A 14,982-nucleotide genomic window follows, 5' to 3' on the forward strand; every position below is an offset into this window, starting at 1 on the left:
GTTAATTTATCATTATGATAATGTAATGTGCGGGCCGTTTGCCGCACCGAGGCGCAATGGTAGCCCAAAACGTCGAAAATAGACAAAAGACAAAACCGGGAGGGGGATGATGTTCCAGCCAGCGAAAGTCTTGCTGCTGTATGCCCATCCGGAATCTCAGGACTCGGTCGCGAACCGTGTTCTGCTTAAACCGGCCATGCAGCTCAGCAATGTTACCGTGCACGACCTTTACGCGCACTATCCTGATTTTTTTATCGATATTCCGCATGAACAGGCGCTGCTGCGTGAGCATGATGTGATCGTTTTTCAGCATCCGCTTTACACCTATAGCTGTCCGGCGCTGTTAAAGGAGTGGCTTGACCGCGTACTGAGCCGCGGATTTGCCAGCGGTCCCGGAGGGAATCAACTGGCGGGAAAGTACTGGCGTAGCGTTATCACTACCGGAGAACCGGAAAGTGCCTACCGCTATGACGCGCTAAACCGTTATCCAATGAGCGATGTGCTGCGCCCTTTCGAGCTGACGGCCGGTATGTGCCGCATGCACTGGATGAGCCCTATTATCGTTTACTGGGCCAGAAGGCAAACGAAGCAGGAGCTGGACAGCCATGCGAAAGCGTATGGTGACTGGCTGGCGAATCCGATCCCTGTGGGAGGCCGCTGATGGAAGGTTCAGATTTGTTGACAGCCGGAGTGTTGTTTCTCTTCGCGGCGGTGGCGGCGGTACCGTTGGCGTCCAGGTTGGGTATCGGTCCGGTGTTGGGTTACTTGCTGGCGGGTATTGCCATCGGCCCGTGGGGATTAGGGTTCATCAGTGATGTGGATGAAATCCTGCACTTTTCCGAGCTGGGCGTAGTTTTTCTGATGTTCATCATTGGGTTGGAACTTAACCCGGCCAAGCTGTGGCAACTGCGGCGTTCAATTTTTGGCGTCGGCGCCGCGCAGGTGATGCTGAGCGCGGTGGTGTTGGCCGGATTATTGATGCTCACTGCGTTCTCCTGGCAGGCGGCAGTGGTTGGCGGCATTGGTCTGGCGATGTCATCGACCGCGATGGCGCTACAGTTGATGCGTGAGAAAGGCATGAACCGCAGTGAATCCGGGCAGTTGGGTTTTTCGGTGCTGCTGTTTCAGGATCTGGCGGTGATCCCTGCGCTGGCGCTGGTTCCGCTGCTGGCGGGGTCTGCTGACGAACATTTTGACTGGATTAAAGTGGGAATGAAGGTGCTGGCCTTTGCCGGCATGCTGATTGGCGGGCGCTATTTGCTGCGTCCGGTTTTCCGCTTTATTGCGGATTCTGGCGTGCGGGAAGTGTTCACCGCTGCCACGCTGCTGTTGGTGCTGGGTTCTGCTTTATTTATGGATGCGCTGGGGCTGTCAATGGCGTTGGGAACGTTTATCGCGGGTGTGCTGCTGGCGGAAAGTGAATACCGACATGAGCTGGAAACGGCAATCGATCCTTTTAAAGGACTGTTGCTCGGGCTGTTTTTTATCTCCGTTGGCATGTCGCTCAATCTCGGCGTGCTCTACACCCATATTCTGTGGGTGGCAGCGAGTGTGATCGTGCTGGTAGTTGTAAAAATGCTGGTGCTGTATGTACTGGCGCGTCTTAACGGCATGAGAAGCTCTGAACGGATGCAATTTGCCGGGGTTTTAAGTCAGGGCGGTGAATTCGCTTTCGTGCTGTTTTCAACGGCATCCTCGCAACGGCTGTTTCAGGGCGACCAAATGGCGTTGCTGCTGGTGACCGTCACGCTGTCGATGATGACCACGCCGCTGGTGATGAAGTTGATTGATAAATGGCTCTCCCGCCAGTTTAACGGCACGGATGAGGAAGACGAAAAACCCTGGGTGGAAGATGATAAACCGCAGGTGATTGTAGTGGGGTTTGGGCGTTTTGGTCAGGTTATTGGTCGCCTGTTGATGGCCAATAAAATGCGTATTACCGTCCTGGAGCGAGATATCAGCGCGGTGAATCTGATGCGCAAATATGGCTATAAGGTCTACTACGGTGACGCCACTCAGGTGGAACTGTTGCGCTCCGCAGGGGCAGAGGCGGCACAGTCTATTGTTATTACCTGTAATGAGCCTGAAGACACAATGAAACTGGTGGAACTGTGCCAACAGTATTTTCCGCATTTGCATATTCTTGCGCGAGCGCGCGGACGTGTAGAGGCGCATGAGTTATTACAGGCCGGTGTGACGCAGTTTTCCCGCGAAACGTTCTCCAGTGCGCTGGAGTTGGGGCGTAAAACGCTGGTTACACTGGGGATGCATCCGCACCAGGCCCAGCGTGCCCAGCTGCATTTTCGTCGGCTGGATATGCGCATGCTGCGGGAACTGATCCCCATGCATACAGATACGGTACAAATCTCTCGAGCCAGGGAAGCACGGCGCGAGCTGGAGGAAATTTTCCAACGAGAGATGCAGCAAGAGCGACGTCAGCTGGATGGCTGGGATGAATTTGAGTAGAGGATAATCATGGCAATTCGTAAACGTTTTATCGCAGGTGCAAAATGTCCGTCCTGCCAGTCGCAGGATACTCTGGCGATGTGGCGTGAAAATAATATCGATATTGTTGAGTGTGTTAAGTGCGGTCATCAGATGCGGGAAGCCGATAAAGAGGCGCGCGAGCACGTTCGCAAAGAAGAGCAAGTGATAGGGATTTTTCATCCGGACTAGCGATATGGCGCAGCTTTTTTTAAGCTAGAGGGTACACGGGTGCAGAATTCCGCTACAATCTGCGCCACTATTCTTTCCATGCTCAGGAGATATCATGAAAGTAGCAAAGGACCTGGTGGTCAGCCTGGCCTATCAGGTACGTACAGAAGACGGTGTGTTGGTTGATGAGTCTCCGGTGAGTGCACCGCTGGACTACCTGCATGGTCACGGTTCCCTGATTTCTGGCCTGGAAACAGCGCTGGACGGTCATGAAGTTGGCGACAAATTCGATGTTGCTGTTGGCGCAAACGACGCATACGGTCAGTACGACGAAAACCTGGTGCAGCGCGTTCCTAAAGACGTCTTCATGGGCGTTGACGAACTGCAGGTTGGCATGCGTTTCCTGGCTGAAACTGACCAGGGTCCAGTACCGGTAGAAATTACCGAAGTGGAAGACGACCACGTTGTGGTTGACGGTAACCACATGCTGGCTGGCCAGAATCTGAAATTCAACGTAGAAGTTGTTGCTATCCGCGAAGCGACCGAAGAAGAACTGGCTCACGGCCACGTTCACGGTGCGCACGGTCACGACCACGATCATGACCACGGTCATGACGGTTGCTGCGGTGGTCACGGCCACGACCATGGTCACGAGCACGGCGGCGAAGGCTGCTGCGGCGGTGGCGGTAAAGGTAACGGCGGCGGCTGCGGTTGCCACTAATACCCTTCGTCTTTCAACCCACAGCGGTGTTGGCTGCGCTTTCGAATCCTGGTCACATAGTTATCTATGCACCCAGGACTTCCTCAAGCTTGCCGCCTTGCTGTGATTTGAAATCCTTTGGGTATATGTGAGTAGATCCGATAAGCGTTAGCGCTTTCGGACACAAAAAAAGCGGGGATATCCCCGCTTTTTTACGTCTCAATAATGTGGCGGAGGGGTCTCTTCAGACTGCGACGCGATGTGGGACGGTTGCGTTGCTTTGAGCTTTTCCGTCAGCAGACGCAGATGGTCGCGCAGTTTGGCCATTTCCAGTTCATGCGCGGTCACCGTCACGTTGAGCTCTTCAATGGTTATCTCCTGAAATGCCAGGCGACTTTCCAGTTCAGCCAGGCGAGTTTCCATTGTTGTATCCTGCATGATTCACCTCTTTCTTTTTTCTCCGGCAGATCGCGGACTGCGGCGAATTCTACTTAACTTTGCCTGTTTGCACAGCACTCAATCTTCGGTCACGAAACTAATTTAAACAAAAAGAGTCTGAAAAGTGGTGATAATAGGGCGTGCCTGTATGTTGATTTGTTCTGCAACGCTTTATAGTACATTTTTATGTTAGTTAACCCTGGGGTGAGATGCCCCGGCCCTGGAGATATGGATGAAATCACTGTTTAAAGTAACGCTGCTGGCGACCACAATGGCTGTTGCTCTGCATGCCCCGATCACCTTCGCTGCTGATGCTGCGAAACCAGCCGCTACTGCTGACAGCAAAGCAGCATTCAAGAATGACGACCAAAAAGCCGCTTACGCGCTGGGCGCGTCCCTGGGTCGTTATATGGAAAACTCTCTGAAAGAGCAGGAAAAGCTGGGCATCAAACTGGATAAAGATCAACTGATCGCTGGTGTTCAGGATGCGTTTGCAGACAAGAGCAAACTGTCTGACCAGGAAATCGAACAAACTCTGCAGGCGTTTGAAGCGCGCGTGAAGAGCTCCGCTCAGGCGAAAATGGAAAAAGACGCGGCTGACAATGAAGCCAAAGGTAAAGTTTACCGCGAGAAATTTGCTAAAGAGAAAGGCGTTAAAACCTCGGCTACTGGCCTGGTCTACAAAGTAGAGAAAGAAGGTACCGGCGCTGCACCGAAAGACAGCGATACCGTGGTTGTTAACTACAAAGGTACGCTGATCGATGGTAAAGAGTTTGATAACTCTTATACCCGTGGTGAGCCGCTCTCTTTCCGTCTTGACGGCGTGATCCCGGGTTGGACTGAAGGCCTGAAAAACATCAAGAAAGGCGGCAAAATCCAGCTGGTTATCCCACCGGATCTGGCTTACGGCAAAACGGGCGTTCCGGGCATTCCGGCCAACTCTACGCTGGTCTTTGATGTTGAACTGTTAGACATCAAACCGGCACCGAAAGCTGACGCGCAGCCAGATGCTGCACCGGCAGATAAAGCTGCAGACAGCAGCAAAAAATAAGCTAACAGAAACCGCCGCCCACAGGGCGGCGGTTTTTTATTATCGACAGGATATAATTAATACTGGAAAGCGCCTTGTGCGCTGTATTACTTTAGATGCCCCTATAATAGTGATGAGCCTGCCCTGACAACATAACGACAGGCTCCTGAAAAGGAGTGCTTTTTTTCATGTCCAGGTCGCTTTTAACCAACGAAACCAGTGAGCTAGATTTGCTGGATCAACGTCCTTTCGATCAAACCGACTTCGATATCCTCAAATCCTACGAAGCGGTAGTGGACGGGTTGGCGATGCTCATTGGTTCCCATTGTGAAATCGTATTGCACTCTTTGCAGGATTTGAAATGCTCGGCCATCCGCATTGCTAACGGTGAACATACGGGCCGTAAAATTGGCTCACCGATTACCGACCTTGCGTTGCGTATGCTGCATGATATGACGGGTGCGGATAGCAGCGTGTCGAAGTGTTACTTCACACGTGCGAAAAGCGGTGTCTTGATGAAGTCGGTGACGATTGCCATTCGCAACCGTGAGCATCGCGTGATTGGTCTGCTGTGCATCAACATGAACCTTGATGTCCCTTTCTCGCAGATAATGAATACCTTTATCCCACCGGAAACCCCGGAAGTGGGCTCTGCCGTCAACTTCGCTTCTTCGGTGGAAGATCTGGTTACCCAGACGCTGGAATTCACAATCGAAGAAGTGAATGCCGATCGCAATGTTTCCAACAACGCGAAGAACCGCCAGATCGTCCTGAATTTGTATGAGAAAGGCATCTTCGATATTAAAGATGCCATCAACCAGGTCGCCGATCGGCTGAACATCTCCAAACATACGGTCTACCTCTATATTCGTCAGTTCAAAAGTGGCGATTTCCAGGGGCAAGATAAGTAATGCGTTTTGCCATCATGGTGACGGGGCCAGCGTACGGCACGCAGCAGGCGAGCAGCGCGTTGCAATTTGCTCATGCGCTACTCAAAGAAGGGCATGAGCTAAGCAGCGTTTTTTTCTATCGTGAAGGTGTGTATAACGCCAACCTACTCACTTCGCCTGCCAGTGATGAATACGATCTGGTACGGGCCTGGCAACAGCTGAACCAACAGCATGGTGTAACACTGAATATTTGCGTGGCTGCGGCGTTGCGACGCGGCGTGGTTGATGAGACTGAGGCAAAGCGGCTGGGGCTGGCAGGAGCTAATTTACAATCAGGTTTTAACCTCAGCGGGCTTGGATCGCTGGCTGAGGCTTCCCTGACCTGCGATCGCGTGGTGCAATTCTGATGAAACGTGTTGCTTTTGTCTTTTCTACCGTGCCGCACGGCAGCGCATCTGGCCGTGAAGGGTTAGATGCATTGCTGGCGACCTCTGCATTAACGGAAGACCTCGGCGTGTTTTTTATCGGTGATGGCGTCTTTCAAATCCTTCAGGGACAGCAACCGGATGCCGTGCTGGCGCGAGACTATATCGCGACCTTCAAGCTGTTAGGGTTGTACGATATCGATCAATGTTGGCTCTGCGCTGCCTCATTACGCGAGCGGGGCCTTCAGCAGGGGAGTAATTTTGTGATCGATGCGACAGCGCTTGAACCGGAAGATTTACGCCGTGAGTTAGGCAACTATGACGTCATTTTAAGGTTTTGAGACTCTCATGCTGCACACACTACATCGCTCCGCGTGGCTTACCGATTTCTCCTCTCTTCTTCGTCTGATTGATAAAGACGATGAACTTTTATTGCTCCAGGATGGCGTGACGGCAGCAATCGAAGGAAGCCGTTTCCTTGAAAGTCTGAAAAATGCCTCCATTAAGGTCTATGTACTGGAAGAAGACATTAAGGCTCGCGGGTTGAGCGGTCAAATTTCAGACAGTGTCGTCAGGGTTAGCTATACTGACTTCGTCAGACTTACGGTGAAGCATCCCAGCCAGATGTCCTGGTAATTGTGGGATCGTTGTATATTTCTTGACACCTTTTCGACACCGACCTAAAATTCTGCGTCCTCATATTGTATGAGGTCGTTTTATTACGTGTTTACGAAGCAAAAGCTAAAACCAGGAGCTATTTAATGGCAACAGTTAACCAGCTGGTACGCAAACCACGTGCACGCAAAGTTGCAAAAAGCAACGTGCCTGCGCTGGAAGCATGCCCGCAGAAACGTGGCGTATGTACTCGTGTATATACTACCACTCCTAAAAAACCGAACTCCGCACTGCGTAAAGTTTGCCGTGTTCGTCTGACTAACGGTTTTGAAGTGACTTCCTACATCGGTGGTGAAGGTCACAACCTGCAGGAGCACTCCGTGATCCTGATCCGTGGCGGTCGTGTAAAAGACCTCCCGGGTGTTCGTTACCACACCGTTCGTGGTGCGCTTGACTGCTCCGGCGTTAAAGACCGTAAGCAATCACGCTCCAAGTATGGCGTGAAACGTCCTAAGGCTTAATGGTTCTCCGTTAAGTAAGGCCAAACGTTTTATATTAATGTCAAACTAAACTCTTAGAGTTTTGGACAATCCTGAATTAACAACGGAGTATTTCCATGCCACGTCGTCGCGTCATTGGTCAGCGTAAAATTCTGCCGGATCCGAAGTTCGGATCAGAACTGCTGGCTAAATTTGTAAATATCCTGATGGTAGATGGTAAAAAATCTACTGCCGAAACTATCGTATACAGCGCGCTGGAGACCCTGGCTCAGCGTTCTGGTAAAAACGAACTGGAAGCTTTCGAAGTAGCTCTCGAAAACGTGCGCCCGACTGTCGAAGTTAAGTCTCGCCGCGTTGGTGGTTCTACTTATCAGGTACCAGTTGAAGTCCGTCCGGTCCGTCGTAATGCTCTGGCAATGCGTTGGATCGTTGAAGCTGCTCGTAAACGCGGTGATAAATCCATGGCTCTGCGCCTGGCGAACGAACTTTCTGATGCTGCAGAAAACAAAGGTACTGCAGTTAAGAAACGTGAAGACGTTCACCGTATGGCAGAAGCCAACAAGGCGTTCGCACACTACCGTTGGTAATCCCTTCGGAGTTTTAGTCACCAGGCGGGCGCTTCTAGTAAGCAGCCCGCTTTGGGCTACTTAAATTGAACGCCTAAAAGATAAACGAGGAATCAAATGGCTCGTACAACACCCATCGCGCGCTACCGTAACATCGGTATCAGTGCGCACATCGACGCCGGTAAAACCACTACTACCGAACGTATTCTGTTCTACACCGGTGTAAACCATAAAATCGGTGAAGTTCATGACGGCGCAGCCACCATGGACTGGATGGAGCAGGAGCAGGAACGTGGTATTACTATCACCTCCGCAGCGACTACTGCATTCTGGTCTGGTATGGCTAAGCAGTATGAACCGCATCGCGTAAACATCATCGACACCCCGGGGCACGTTGACTTCACTATCGAAGTAGAACGTTCCATGCGTGTGCTTGATGGTGCAGTAATGGTTTACTGCGCAGTTGGTGGTGTTCAGCCTCAGTCTGAAACCGTATGGCGTCAGGCAAACAAATATAAAGTTCCGCGCATTGCGTTCGTTAACAAAATGGACCGTATGGGTGCGAACTTCCTGAAAGTTGTTGGTCAGATCAAAACCCGTCTGGGCGCGAACCCTGTTCCGCTGCAGCTGGCAATTGGCGCTGAAGAAGCGTTCACCGGTGTTGTTGACCTGGTGAAAATGAAAGCCATCAACTGGAACGAAGAAGATGCAGGCGTAACCTTCACTTATGAAGATATCCCGGCTGACATGCAGGAACTGGCTGAAGAATGGCACCAGAACCTGATCGAGTCCGCTGCAGAAGCTTCAGAAGAGCTGATGGAGAAATATCTGGGTGGTGAAGAACTGACTGAAGAAGAGATCAAAAAAGCTCTGCGTCAGCGCGTTCTGAACAACGAAATCATCCTGGTAACCTGTGGTTCTGCGTTCAAGAACAAAGGTGTTCAGGCGATGCTGGATGCGGTAATTGATTACCTGCCATCCCCAGTAGACGTACCTGCGATCAACGGTATTCTGGACGACGGTAAAGATACTCCTGCTGAGCGTCATGCTAGCGATGACGAGCCGTTTGCTGCTCTGGCATTCAAAATCGCTACCGACCCGTTCGTGGGTAACCTGACCTTCTTCCGCGTGTACTCTGGTGTGGTTAACTCCGGTGACACCATCCTGAACTCCGTGAAAACTGCACGTGAACGTTTCGGCCGTATCGTACAGATGCACGCTAACAAACGTGAAGAGATCAAAGAAGTTCGCGCGGGCGATATCGCTGCTGCTATCGGTCTGAAAGACGTGACCACTGGTGACACTCTGTGTGACCCGGATCACCCGATCATTCTGGAACGTATGGAATTCCCTGAGCCGGTAATTTCCATCGCGGTAGAACCGAAAACCAAAGCTGACCAGGAAAAAATGGGTCTGGCTCTGGGCCGTCTGGCTAAAGAAGACCCGTCATTCCGCGTATGGACTGACGAAGAATCTAACCAGACCATTATCGCTGGTATGGGTGAGCTGCACCTCGACATCATCGTTGACCGTATGAAGCGTGAATTCAACGTTGAAGCGAACGTCGGTAAACCTCAGGTTGCTTACCGTGAAGCGATTCGCGCGAAAGTTACCGATATCGAAGGTAAACACGCTAAGCAGTCTGGTGGTCGCGGTCAGTACGGTCATGTTGTTATCGACATGTACCCGCTGGAGCCGGGTTCAAACCCGAAAGGCTACGAGTTCATCAACGACATCAAAGGTGGTGTAATTCCTGGCGAATACATCCCGGCCGTTGATAAAGGCATCCAGGAACAGCTGAAATCTGGCCCGCTGGCTGGTTACCCGGTTGTTGATCTGGGCGTGCGTCTGCACTTCGGTTCTTACCATGACGTTGACTCCTCTGAGCTGGCGTTTAAACTGGCCGCTTCTATCGCCTTCAAAGATGGCTTTAAGAAAGCGAAACCAGTTCTGCTTGAGCCTATCATGAAGGTTGAAGTAGAGACTCCGGAAGAGAACACCGGTGACGTAATCGGTGACTTGAGCCGCCGTCGTGGTATGCTTCGTGGTCAGGAATCCAACGTCACTGGCGTTGTTATCCATGCTGAAGTTCCGCTGTCTGAAATGTTCGGATATGCAACTCAGCTGCGTTCTCTGACCAAAGGCCGTGCTTCTTACTCCATGGAGTTCCTGAAGTACGACGATGCGCCGAACAACGTTGCTCAGGCCGTTATTGAAGCCCGTGGTAAATAATCCACAGGATTAAAACCTAAGTCCCGTGCTCTCTCCATAGGGGAGAGCACTATAGTAAGGAATATAGCCGTGTCTAAAGAAAAATTTGAACGTACAAAACCGCACGTTAACGTCGGCACCATCGGCCACGTTGACCACGGTAAAACTACCCTGACCGCTGCAATCACTACCGTACTGGCTAAAACCTACGGCGGTGCTGCTCGTGCATTCGACCAGATCGATAACGCGCCGGAAGAAAAAGCACGTGGTATCACCATCAACACTTCTCACGTTGAATATGACACCCCGACTCGCCACTACGCACACGTAGACTGCCCGGGCCACGCCGACTATGTTAAAAACATGATCACCGGTGCTGCGCAGATGGACGGCGCGATCCTGGTTGTTGCTGCGACTGACGGCCCGATGCCGCAGACTCGTGAGCACATCCTGCTGGGTCGTCAGGTAGGCGTTCCGTACATCATCGTGTTCCTGAACAAATGCGACATGGTTGATGACGAAGAGCTGCTGGAACTGGTAGAAATGGAAGTTCGTGAACTTCTGTCTCAGTACGATTTCCCGGGCGACGACACTCCGATCGTTCGTGGTTCTGCTCTGAAAGCGCTGGAAGGCGAAGCAGAGTGGGAAGCGAAAATCATCGAACTGGCTGGCTTCCTGGATTCTTACATCCCAGAACCAGAGCGTGCGATTGACAAGCCGTTCCTGCTGCCTATCGAAGACGTATTCTCCATCTCCGGTCGTGGTACCGTTGTTACCGGTCGTGTAGAGCGCGGTATCATCAAAGTTGGTGAAGAAGTTGAAATCGTTGGTATCAAAGAGACTGCTAAGTCTACCTGTACTGGCGTTGAAATGTTCCGCAAACTGCTGGACGAAGGCCGTGCTGGTGAGAACGTTGGTGTTCTGCTGCGTGGTATCAAACGTGAAGAAATCGAACGTGGTCAGGTACTGGCTAAGCCGGGCTCTATCAAGCCGCACACCAAGTTCGAATCTGAAGTGTACATTCTGTCCAAAGACGAAGGCGGCCGTCATACTCCGTTCTTCAAAGGCTACCGTCCGCAGTTCTACTTCCGTACTACTGACGTGACTGGTACCATCGAACTGCCGGAAGGCGTAGAGATGGTAATGCCGGGCGACAACATCAAAATGGTTGTTACCCTGATCCACCCAATCGCGATGGACGACGGTCTGCGTTTCGCAATCCGTGAAGGCGGCCGTACTGTTGGTGCGGGCGTTGTTGCTAAAGTAATGAGCTAATTATTGATTAATTAGCTTTGAGCTTAAAAAGGGCGCTTCGGCGCCCTTTTTGCTGCCTGCTATTTAGTAGCTGTCATATTTATTCGCATTTTTTATTCATTCTCCCGCCGCGTAAATAGCGTTGTGCTATTGTAATCATAACTATTCTCATTTACACTTTGCGCAGAAATTGAACGGGAGCGATCATGTACGTTTGTTTGTGTAATGCGATAAGTGATAAAAAAATACGTCAGGCTGTTCGCCAGTTTCACCCTCAATCCTTTCAGCAATTACGTAAATTTATTCCTGTAGGAAATCAATGCGGTAAGTGCATTCGTGCTGCCCGCGAAGTCATGCAGGATGAATTAACGCAAATGCCAGAATTTAAAGAGATCGCCTAAGTCACACTCTTTTTTTTGACATCCCTGTAGCCCCATCTACGCTCTAAGAGTGGAAGCGGAGGGACTATAAAATGAAAGGTGATGTTAAAATCATAAATTATCTCAATAAACTATTGGGAAATGAGCTTGTCGCGATCAACCAGTATTTTCTCCATGCTCGTATGTTTAAAAACTGGGGACTGACTCGCCTCAATGATGTTGAGTACCATGAATCTATCGATGAGATGAAACACGCTGATAAATATATCGAGCGTATTTTATTCTTAGAAGGGCTCCCGAACTTGCAGGATCTTGGCAAGTTGGGTATTGGCGAAGACGTTGAAGAGATGCTGCAATCCGATCTTCGACTCGAGTTGGATGGGGCGAAAGATCTGCGTGAAGCCATTGCCTATGCCGATAGCGTTCATGATTATGTCAGCCGGGACATGATGATCGAGATCCTGACTGAAGAAGAAGGGCATATTGACTGGCTCGAAACTGAGCTGGACCTGATTGCAAAACTTGGCTTGCAAAATTATCTGCAATCGCAAATTAAAGTCAGTGACTAACCGCCCTGTATCAGATTTATCCAGCCAATAACGAAACCCGCAGCCGCCAGATATGGCCCAAAAGGCAGCGGGTTTTTTAGCATCTGTCTCCCGTAACGGACGCAAGAAATCCCGGTGAGACAACATGCCATGCCCGCGGCAAGTAAAACCAACAGTGGTAATGATTCCCAGCGATGCCATGCGCCCAGTGCGGCAAGAAATTTGACATCACCAAAGCCTAATCCTTCCTGTCGGCATATCAAACGATACCCCCAGTAGAACAAAGCAAATACCCAATAGCCCGCTACGGCACCCCAAAGCGCGTCGGATAACTGTGCAGGTCTGCAGCACTGATGATAAATAAGACCGCCCCACAAAAGAGGGCAGGTAAATTTGTCGGGCAGCAACCCGGTACGCAGGTCATGGACTAAGAGCAACCCTGATAGCGAAACATAAATCAGCAGAAAGGGGAGGTCGATGTACATGGGCAAATCTCATTTGGTAAAGAGTTTACCTTCGGGTAAGTACGCCGGCCCCACAAGTCCGGGATGTGAGTTATGGATGCTCTCTTCCACGGAAAACGCGTTGCATCACAGGACATACAATCAGAGTGGAAGGAGGCCCGCATTTATGAACGAGTGATTAATTTCTACGCGGCACTTGCTTAAGACTGAGATTTACGTATAATGCGCGGGCTTGTCTAATATTGACAGCGGTTCGATATGAGCCACCGGTACTGCGAAAGCAATACCAGACAATGTTCCCAATCGGGGAACTCTGTAAGAACGGTTACACTCTCCCATCAATCGTAATGGGTTTGAGGAGTAACTATTTCGTCTATAAAATAATTGGAGCTCTGGTCTCATGCAGAACCAAAGAATCCGTATCCGTTTGAAAGCGTTTGATCATCGTCTGATCGATCAATCAACCGCGGAAATCGTCGAGACTGCCAAGCGCACTGGTGCGCAGGTTCGTGGTCCGATCCCGCTGCCGACCCGCAAAGAGCGTTTCACCGTTCTGATCTCCCCGCACGTCAACAAAGACGCGCGTGATCAGTACGAGATCCGTACTCACAAGCGTCTGGTTGACATCGTTGAGCCAACTGAAAAAACCGTTGATGCTCTGATGCGTCTGGACCTGGCTGCCGGTGTAGACGTGCAGATCAGCCTGGGTTAATCAGGTCATCGAGCGATTGAGAGGTTGATACAATGATTGGTTTAGTCGGTAAAAAAGTGGGTATGACCCGCATCTTCACTGAAGATGGCGTATCTATCCCAGTAACCGTTATCGAAGTTGAAGCAAACCGCGTTACTCAGGTTAAAGATCTGGCTAACGATGGCTATCGCGCTGTTCAGGTTACCACCGGTGCTAAAAAAGCTAACCGCGTAACTAAGCCGGAAGCTGGCCACTTTGCTAAAGCTGGCGTAGAAGCTGGCCGCGGCCTGTGGGAGTTCCGTCTGGCAGATGGTGAAGAATACACCGTTGGTCAGAACATTAGCGTTGAACTGTTTGCTGACGTTAAAAAAGTTGACGTAACCGGTACCTCTAAAGGTAAAGGTTTCGCTGGTACCGTTAAGCGCTGGAACTTCCGTACCCAGGACGCTACTCACGGTAACTCCTTGTCTCACCGCGTTCCGGGTTCTATCGGTCAGAACCAGACTCCGGGCAAAGTGTTCAAAGGCAAGAAAATGGCAGGTCAGCTGGGCAACGAACGTGTAACCGTTCAGAGCCTGGACGTAGTACGTGTTGACGCTGAGCGCAACCTGCTGCTGGTTAAAGGTGGTGTTCCGGGTGCGACCGGTTGCGACCTGATCGTTAAACCAGCTGTGAAGGCGTAAGGGGATAGCAATGGAATTAGTATTGAAAGACGCGCAGAGCGCGCTGACTGTTTCCGAAACTACCTTCGGTCGTGATTTCAACGAAGCGCTGGTTCACCAGGTTGTTGTTGCTTATGCAGCTGGTGCTCGTCAGGGTACTCGTGCTCAGAAGACTCGTGCTGAAGTAACTGGTTCAGGCAAAAAGCCGTGGCGCCAGAAAGGTACCGGCCGTGCGCGTTCAGGTTCTATCAAGAGCCCGATCTGGCGTTCAGGTGGCGTGACCTTCGCTGCTCGTCCACAGGACCACAGTCAAAAAGTTAACAAAAAGATGTACCGCGGCGCGCTGAAAAGCATTCTGTCCGAACTGGTACGTCAGGATCGTCTGATCGTTGTCGAATCATTCTCTGTAGAAGCGCCTAAAACTAAGCTGCTGGCACAGAAATTGAAAGACATGGCTCTGGAAGATGTGCTGATCATCACCGGTGAGCTGGACGAAAACCTGTTCCTGGCTGCGCGCAACCTGCACAAGGTTGACGTACGCGATGCAACTGGTATCGACCCGGTTAGCCTGATCGCCTTCGACAAAGTCGTAATGACTGCTGATGCTGTTAAGCAAGTTGAGGAGATGCTGGCATGATTCGTGAAGAACGTCTGCTGAAAGTGCTGCGCGCACCGCACGTTTCTGAAAAAGCGTCTACTGCGATGGAAAAAACTAACACCATCGTTCTCAAAGTTGCTAAAGACGCGACCAAAGCAGAAATCAAAGCTGCTGTGCAGAAACTGTTTGAAGTCGAAGTCGAAGTCGTTAACACCCTGGTAGTTAAAGGGAAAGTTAAACGTCACGGACAGCGTATCGGTCGTCGTAGCGACTGGAAAAAAGCTTACGTCACCCTGAAGGAAGGCCAGAATCTGGACTTCGTCGGCGGCGCTGAGTAAGTCGGAGGAGTAATACA

General features: G+C 50.9%; 21 protein-coding genes. 19 read left to right on the forward strand and 2 right to left on the reverse strand.

Annotated features, from left to right (window positions below; all coding sequences use genetic code 11):
- Window positions 1-109 precede the first annotated feature (109 nt).
- The 4 genes from kefG to slyD all read left to right on the forward strand — a co-directional run bounded on the left by kefG (window position 110) and on the right by slyD (window position 3,376).
- A complete protein-coding gene (gene kefG / locus G4551_RS01790) occupies window positions 110-661 on the forward strand; it encodes a glutathione-regulated potassium-efflux system ancillary protein KefG (protein ID WP_003023629.1) in 552 nt (183 codons plus the stop codon).
- On the forward strand, window positions 661-2,466 hold the full coding sequence (gene kefB, locus G4551_RS01795) for a glutathione-regulated potassium-efflux system protein KefB (RefSeq protein ID WP_003023630.1): 1,806 nt from the start codon (window positions 661-663) through the stop codon (window positions 2,464-2,466). The genes kefG and kefB overlap by 1 nt, the downstream gene beginning before the upstream one ends.
- 9 nt (window positions 2,467-2,475) lie before the next feature.
- Window positions 2,476-2,676, forward strand: a complete 201-nt coding sequence (locus G4551_RS01800) for a YheV family putative zinc ribbon protein (RefSeq protein ID WP_003023632.1) — start codon at window positions 2,476-2,478, stop codon at window positions 2,674-2,676.
- Window positions 2,677-2,770: 94 nt separating this feature from the next.
- Window positions 2,771-3,376, forward strand: coding sequence for a peptidylprolyl isomerase (slyD, locus tag G4551_RS01805; RefSeq protein ID WP_003023634.1), 606 nt, complete (start codon window positions 2,771-2,773; stop codon window positions 3,374-3,376).
- Window positions 3,377-3,574: 198 nt separating this feature from the next.
- Here slyD and G4551_RS01810 read toward each other — a convergent pair whose 3' ends face one another.
- Window positions 3,575-3,793: a protein SlyX gene (locus G4551_RS01810; protein WP_003023639.1), complete on the reverse strand. Its 219-nt coding sequence runs from the start codon at window positions 3,791-3,793 to the stop codon at window positions 3,575-3,577.
- Between the two features lie 232 nt (window positions 3,794-4,025).
- Between G4551_RS01810 and fkpA the strand changes: the two genes are divergently transcribed.
- The 11 genes from fkpA to bfr all read left to right on the forward strand — a co-directional run bounded on the left by fkpA (window position 4,026) and on the right by bfr (window position 12,233).
- The gene (fkpA, locus tag G4551_RS01815) at window positions 4,026-4,844 is read left to right on the forward strand and encodes an FKBP-type peptidyl-prolyl cis-trans isomerase (RefSeq protein ID WP_003023641.1); all 819 of its coding nucleotides are present in this window, start codon (window positions 4,026-4,028) and stop codon (window positions 4,842-4,844) included.
- Window positions 4,845-5,011: 167 nt separating this feature from the next.
- Window positions 5,012-5,734 carry a helix-turn-helix transcriptional regulator gene (locus G4551_RS01820; RefSeq protein ID WP_003023643.1) on the forward strand — a complete coding sequence of 241 codons (723 nt, stop codon included), beginning with the start codon at window positions 5,012-5,014 and terminating at the stop codon, window positions 5,732-5,734.
- A complete protein-coding gene (tusD, locus tag G4551_RS01825; protein WP_003023646.1) occupies window positions 5,734-6,120 on the forward strand; it encodes a sulfurtransferase complex subunit TusD in 387 nt (128 codons plus the stop codon). Before G4551_RS01820 ends, tusD begins: the two co-directional genes overlap by 1 nt.
- Window positions 6,120-6,479 (forward strand): sulfurtransferase complex subunit TusC, encoded by a 360-nt coding sequence (gene tusC / locus G4551_RS01830; RefSeq protein WP_003837966.1) that lies wholly within the window; start codon window positions 6,120-6,122, stop codon window positions 6,477-6,479. Before tusD ends, tusC begins: the two co-directional genes overlap by 1 nt.
- Window positions 6,480-6,486: 7 nt before the next feature.
- Window positions 6,487-6,774, forward strand: coding sequence for a sulfurtransferase complex subunit TusB (gene tusB / locus G4551_RS01835; protein ID WP_003837968.1), 288 nt, complete (start codon window positions 6,487-6,489; stop codon window positions 6,772-6,774).
- A 125-nt stretch (window positions 6,775-6,899) separates the two neighbouring features.
- The gene (rpsL, locus tag G4551_RS01840; RefSeq protein ID WP_003023654.1) at window positions 6,900-7,274 is read left to right on the forward strand and encodes a 30S ribosomal protein S12; all 375 of its coding nucleotides are present in this window, start codon (window positions 6,900-6,902) and stop codon (window positions 7,272-7,274) included.
- A gap of 95 nt (window positions 7,275-7,369) precedes the next feature.
- Entirely contained in the window at window positions 7,370-7,840 is a 471-nt protein-coding gene (gene rpsG, locus G4551_RS01845) for a 30S ribosomal protein S7 (RefSeq protein ID WP_003023657.1), read from the forward strand.
- A gap of 96 nt (window positions 7,841-7,936) precedes the next feature.
- Entirely contained in the window at window positions 7,937-10,051 is a 2,115-nt protein-coding gene (fusA, locus tag G4551_RS01850; protein ID WP_003023659.1) for an elongation factor G, read from the forward strand.
- 69 nt (window positions 10,052-10,120) lie between these two features.
- Window positions 10,121-11,305 (forward strand): elongation factor Tu, encoded by a 1,185-nt coding sequence (gene tuf / locus G4551_RS01855; protein WP_003031109.1) that lies wholly within the window; start codon window positions 10,121-10,123, stop codon window positions 11,303-11,305.
- Between the two features lie 185 nt (window positions 11,306-11,490).
- A complete protein-coding gene (gene bfd, locus G4551_RS01860) occupies window positions 11,491-11,685 on the forward strand; it encodes a bacterioferritin-associated ferredoxin (protein ID WP_003031111.1) in 195 nt (64 codons plus the stop codon).
- 71 nt (window positions 11,686-11,756) lie between these two features.
- A complete protein-coding gene (gene bfr / locus G4551_RS01865; protein WP_003031113.1) occupies window positions 11,757-12,233 on the forward strand; it encodes a bacterioferritin in 477 nt (158 codons plus the stop codon).
- Here bfr and G4551_RS01870 read toward each other — a convergent pair.
- Entirely contained in the window at window positions 12,230-12,697 is a 468-nt protein-coding gene (locus tag G4551_RS01870) for a prepilin peptidase (RefSeq protein WP_003842090.1), read from the reverse strand. The two genes, bfr and G4551_RS01870, sit on opposite strands and share 4 nt — an antisense overlap.
- Window positions 12,698-13,076: 379 nt before the next feature.
- Here G4551_RS01870 and rpsJ point away from each other — a divergent pair, with 379 nt between their 5' ends.
- From rpsJ to rplW, 4 genes are read left to right on the forward strand one after another with little or no spacing between them, the layout of a single operon-like run.
- Window positions 13,077-13,388 (forward strand): 30S ribosomal protein S10, encoded by a 312-nt coding sequence (rpsJ, locus tag G4551_RS01875; protein WP_001181005.1) that lies wholly within the window; start codon window positions 13,077-13,079, stop codon window positions 13,386-13,388.
- 32 nt (window positions 13,389-13,420) lie between these two features.
- Complete coding sequence (rplC, locus tag G4551_RS01880) at window positions 13,421-14,050, forward strand: 50S ribosomal protein L3 (protein WP_003031117.1); 630 nt, start codon at window positions 13,421-13,423, stop codon at window positions 14,048-14,050.
- Between the two features lie 10 nt (window positions 14,051-14,060).
- Window positions 14,061-14,666: a 50S ribosomal protein L4 gene (gene rplD / locus G4551_RS01885; RefSeq protein WP_003031119.1), complete on the forward strand. Its 606-nt coding sequence runs from the start codon at window positions 14,061-14,063 to the stop codon at window positions 14,664-14,666.
- Window positions 14,663-14,965 (forward strand): 50S ribosomal protein L23, encoded by a 303-nt coding sequence (gene rplW, locus G4551_RS01890; protein WP_000617546.1) that lies wholly within the window; start codon window positions 14,663-14,665, stop codon window positions 14,963-14,965. Before rplD ends, rplW begins: the two co-directional genes overlap by 4 nt.
- Window positions 14,966-14,982 lie beyond the last annotated feature (17 nt).

Origin of the sequence: Citrobacter freundii ATCC 8090 = MTCC 1658 = NBRC 12681 (assembly GCF_011064845.1) — a bacterium.
Taxonomy (GTDB): Bacteria; Pseudomonadota; Gammaproteobacteria; order Enterobacterales; family Enterobacteriaceae; genus Citrobacter; species Citrobacter freundii.

Bases quoted from the DNA above. Each gene is read 5' to 3' on its own strand.
- kefG (WP_003023629.1), top strand. From the start codon at position 110: ATGTTCCAGCCAGCGAAAGTCTTGCTGCTGTATGCCCATCCGGAATCT.
- kefB (WP_003023630.1), top strand. From the start codon at position 661: ATGGAAGGTTCAGATTTGTTGACAGCCGGAGTGTTGTTTCTCTTCGCG.
- G4551_RS01800 (WP_003023632.1), top strand. From the start codon at position 2,476: ATGGCAATTCGTAAACGTTTTATCGCAGGTGCAAAATGTCCGTCCTGC.
- slyD (WP_003023634.1), top strand. From the start codon at position 2,771: ATGAAAGTAGCAAAGGACCTGGTGGTCAGCCTGGCCTATCAGGTACGT.
- G4551_RS01810 (WP_003023639.1), bottom strand. From the start codon at position 3,793: ATGCAGGATACAACAATGGAAACTCGCCTGGCTGAACTGGAAAGTCGC.
- fkpA (WP_003023641.1), top strand. From the start codon at position 4,026: ATGAAATCACTGTTTAAAGTAACGCTGCTGGCGACCACAATGGCTGTT.
- G4551_RS01820 (WP_003023643.1), top strand. From the start codon at position 5,012: ATGTCCAGGTCGCTTTTAACCAACGAAACCAGTGAGCTAGATTTGCTG.
- tusD (WP_003023646.1), top strand. From the start codon at position 5,734: ATGCGTTTTGCCATCATGGTGACGGGGCCAGCGTACGGCACGCAGCAG.
- tusC (WP_003837966.1), top strand. From the start codon at position 6,120: ATGAAACGTGTTGCTTTTGTCTTTTCTACCGTGCCGCACGGCAGCGCA.
- tusB (WP_003837968.1), top strand. From the start codon at position 6,487: ATGCTGCACACACTACATCGCTCCGCGTGGCTTACCGATTTCTCCTCT.
- rpsL (WP_003023654.1), top strand. From the start codon at position 6,900: ATGGCAACAGTTAACCAGCTGGTACGCAAACCACGTGCACGCAAAGTT.
- rpsG (WP_003023657.1), top strand. From the start codon at position 7,370: ATGCCACGTCGTCGCGTCATTGGTCAGCGTAAAATTCTGCCGGATCCG.
- fusA (WP_003023659.1), top strand. From the start codon at position 7,937: ATGGCTCGTACAACACCCATCGCGCGCTACCGTAACATCGGTATCAGT.
- bfd (WP_003031111.1), top strand. From the start codon at position 11,491: ATGTACGTTTGTTTGTGTAATGCGATAAGTGATAAAAAAATACGTCAG.
- bfr (WP_003031113.1), top strand. From the start codon at position 11,757: ATGAAAGGTGATGTTAAAATCATAAATTATCTCAATAAACTATTGGGA.
- G4551_RS01870 (WP_003842090.1), bottom strand. From the start codon at position 12,697: ATGTACATCGACCTCCCCTTTCTGCTGATTTATGTTTCGCTATCAGGG.
- rpsJ (WP_001181005.1), top strand. From the start codon at position 13,077: ATGCAGAACCAAAGAATCCGTATCCGTTTGAAAGCGTTTGATCATCGT.
- rplC (WP_003031117.1), top strand. From the start codon at position 13,421: ATGATTGGTTTAGTCGGTAAAAAAGTGGGTATGACCCGCATCTTCACT.
- rplD (WP_003031119.1), top strand. From the start codon at position 14,061: ATGGAATTAGTATTGAAAGACGCGCAGAGCGCGCTGACTGTTTCCGAA.
- rplW (WP_000617546.1), top strand. From the start codon at position 14,663: ATGATTCGTGAAGAACGTCTGCTGAAAGTGCTGCGCGCACCGCACGTT.